Here is a 2,553-nt window from a genome sequence, read left to right as displayed (position 1 = left end):
TGAGCATCAACGAGATGGTCGCCACCGCCTGGGACAGCGCCCGCACCTTCCGCAACTCCGACCTGCGCGGTGGTGCCAACGGCGCCCGTATCCGCCTGGCACCCCAGAAGAGCTGGGCCGCCAACGAGCCGGAGCGTCTGGGTCGTGTGCTGAGCGAGCTGGAAGGCATTGCCACCGAGACCGGCGCCAGTGTGGCAGATGTCATCGTGCTGGCAGGCAACGTCGGCATCGAGCAGGCCGCCAAGGCTGCCGGCCACAATGTGACCGTGCCCTTCGCACCGGGCCGTGGCGACGCCACCGATGAGCAGACCGATGCCGAGTCCTTCGAACCGCTGGAGCCGGAGGCCGATGGCTTCCGCAACTACGCTCGTGCCAAGTTCACCGTCTCCGACGAGGAGATGCTGGTAGACCGGGCGCAGCTGCTGGGCCTGAGCGCGCCGGAGATGGCGGTACTGGTCGGCGGCCTGCGCGCGCTGGACGCCAACTGCAAGGGTGCCAAGCATGGCGTGTTCACCAAGCAACCGGGCAAGCTCACCAACGACTTCTTCGTCAACCTGACCGACATGGACACCGAGTGGCAGCCGACCTCGGCCAACGCTGACGTCTTCGAAGGCCGTGATCGCAAGACCGGCGAGGTGAAGTGGACCGGTACCCGGGTGGACCTGATCTTCGGTTACAACTCGCAGCTTCGCGCCATCGCCGAGGTGTATGCCCAGAGCGATGCCAAGGAGAAGTTCGTCAAGGACTTCGTCGCCGCCTGGACCAAGGTGATGAACGCGGATCGCTTCGACCTGGCGTGATCCTCACCTGTGCTTCTCCAGGAAGCGCAGGTAAGCAAAAGCAAAGGCGGCGTTTCAATGAGAGTTGAAACGCCGCCTTTTTCTTGATTGCTGTGCCATGGAAAAAGCCGCCACCAAGGCCCGAGGCCTTCTGGTGGCGATTTCGTTCAGGAAGACGGTGGCAGCACCCCGGCATACCGAACCCCGCTCAGCAGGGCCATCTCCCGGTGCCAGGTGGCCAGGTCCTCTCGGTTGAACTTGGCCAGGCTATCGTGGCCACAGGCCCTCGCCATGACCTGCATCAGCGAGACGGAGGCCTCAAGGAAGTTGTGTAGCTGGTGTGCGGACTTGTCGACGTTCAGCCGCTGGCGCAGGTCTTCACGCTGGGTCGCGATGCCGGCGGGACAGTTGTTGGTGTTGCAGATCCGGGCCGCCACGCAGCCGATCGACTGGATGGCGCTGTTGGCAATGGCGATGCCATCAGCCCCCAGGGCCATGGCCTTGACGAAGTCACTCGGCACCCGCAGCCCGCCGGTCACGATCAGGGTGACCCGGCCGCTGGCGCCCTGCTCATCCAGATGGCGCCGGGCGCGGGCCAGGGCCGGAATGGTGGGCACGCTGATATGGTCGCGGAATAGCTCCGGGGCCGCCCCGGTGGCCCCGCCGCGACCATCGAGGATGAGGTAGTCTGCACCGGCATCGAGCGCAAACTGGATATCCCGCTCGATGTGGTTGGCACTGAGCTTGAAGCCGACCGGAATGCCGCCGGTCACCTCCCGTACCCGGTCGGCGAAGCGGCGAAAGTCCTGCATTGAGTGCAGATCCTCGAAGGTAGGGGGCGAGACGGCGGGTTCGCCCTCCGGAATGCCGCGTACCCGGGAGATCTTGCCGGTGTTCTTGTTGCCCGGCAGGTGACCGCCGGTGCCGGTCTTGGCGCCCTGCCCGCCCTTGAAGTGGAAGGCCTGGACCTTCTCGAGCAGCTCCTCCCGGTAGCCGAACTTGGCGCTGGCCAGTTCGTAGAAGTAGCGGGAGTTCTCCTGCTGCTCCTCCGGCAGCATGCCCCCTTCCCCGGAACAGATCCCGGTGCCGGCCAGCTCGGCTCCGCGGGCCAGCGCGATCTTGGCCTCCTCGGAGAGGGCGCCGAAGCTCATGTCCGAGACGAACAGCGGCATGCTCAGGGTCAGCGGCTTCTTGGCCTCGGGGCCGATGACCAGCTCGGTGGCAACATTGGCGTCCTCCATCAGCGGCTGAGTCGCCAACTGGGCGGCCATGATCTGCAGGTCGTCCCAGTGCGGCAGGGTGTGGCGCGGCACACCCATGGCGGTGGTCGGGCCATGGGGCCCCATCTTCTTCAGGCCTTCCCTGGCCAGCTGGTGGATGAAGGCCACCGTGGGTTCCTCCTGGGTCGCCTTGGCTTCGGGGGCCTTGGCCTCAGCCGTCTCGCTGGCTTTGCCTGGCGTATCACCGGGCCCTTCCTTGCCGACCTGATCCTTGTCGAACTGCTTGTGGGTGCCGTCGCAGAAGGGCGCATCGGCGGTGTGCTTGCACTGGCAAAGCACGGCCTCGCCATCCTTCTCGGCCACGAAGCTCTTCGGCGTGAAGCCGGTACCGGCGTGAGAGCCATCGCAGAACGGCTGGTCGGCGGAGCGCCCACAGACACAGAAGGCGTATTCCTTGCCCTTGGTCAGGGTCACTTTCGTGGGCTTGTTATCCGCGATGACGGGGTTGCTCATGAGGTCTCGCTCCTGGTCGGTTTGGCACCGTAACGATGGGG

2 protein-coding genes are annotated in these 2,553 nt (G+C 65.5%); one reads left to right on the top strand and one right to left on the bottom strand.

The features are described from left to right. Positions 1-800 (top strand): peroxidase family protein (locus ACESMD_RS15360; protein ID WP_372614683.1); only part of this gene is annotated, 800 nt, incomplete at its 5' end. Between the two features lie 146 nt (positions 801-946). On the opposite strand, the gene ACESMD_RS15355 is transcribed toward ACESMD_RS15360, so the two are convergent. Beyond that, positions 947-2,512: a glutamate synthase-related protein gene (locus ACESMD_RS15355; RefSeq protein ID WP_372614681.1), complete on the bottom strand. Its 1,566-nt coding sequence runs from the start codon at positions 2,510-2,512 to the stop codon at positions 947-949. Between the last annotated feature and the right edge of the window lie 41 nt (positions 2,513-2,553).

This window comes from Halomonas sp., from assembly GCF_041689495.1.
Classification (GTDB): Bacteria; Pseudomonadota; Gammaproteobacteria; order Pseudomonadales; family Halomonadaceae; genus Halomonas.
This window is presented reverse-complemented; position numbering and strand designations above follow the sequence as displayed.